Origin of the sequence: Ochrobactrum sp. C6C9 (genome assembly GCF_022627935.1) — a bacterium.
Taxonomy (GTDB): Bacteria; Pseudomonadota; Alphaproteobacteria; order Rhizobiales; family Rhizobiaceae; genus Brucella; species Brucella teleogrylli.
In genome coordinates this window covers 1-268 of record NZ_JABXGB010000127.1, presented here as the reverse complement: position 1 = coordinate 268, position 268 = coordinate 1, and the positions used below count along the sequence as shown (strand labels likewise).

Genomic DNA, 268 nt, shown 5'->3' with positions numbered 1-268 from the left:
CCCCCATGACGACAACGACGTCGCACGTGCACACCACCTCCCCCCACACCCACTCGCACGCCGCGCCTCGGGCCTCCAGGGCCCCGCGTCAGCCGAACGGCCCGTCGGCGCTCCGTCCGCAGGGCCTCGGTCGCACCCTGCTGAGCTTCGGCTCGCACATCCTCGTGCCCCTCTTCCTCGCGATCGGCATGGGTCTCGCCTACCTCGGCGCCTTCCACGCCCCGACGCCGCACGACCTCCCGGTCGGCATCGTCGGACAGGGTGCGGC

General features: G+C 73.5%; 1 protein-coding gene. It reads left to right on the top strand.

The features are described from left to right. A partial coding sequence (locus HWD97_RS24355; RefSeq protein WP_371835824.1) for a hypothetical protein occupies positions 1-268 on the top strand: 268 nt, incomplete at both ends.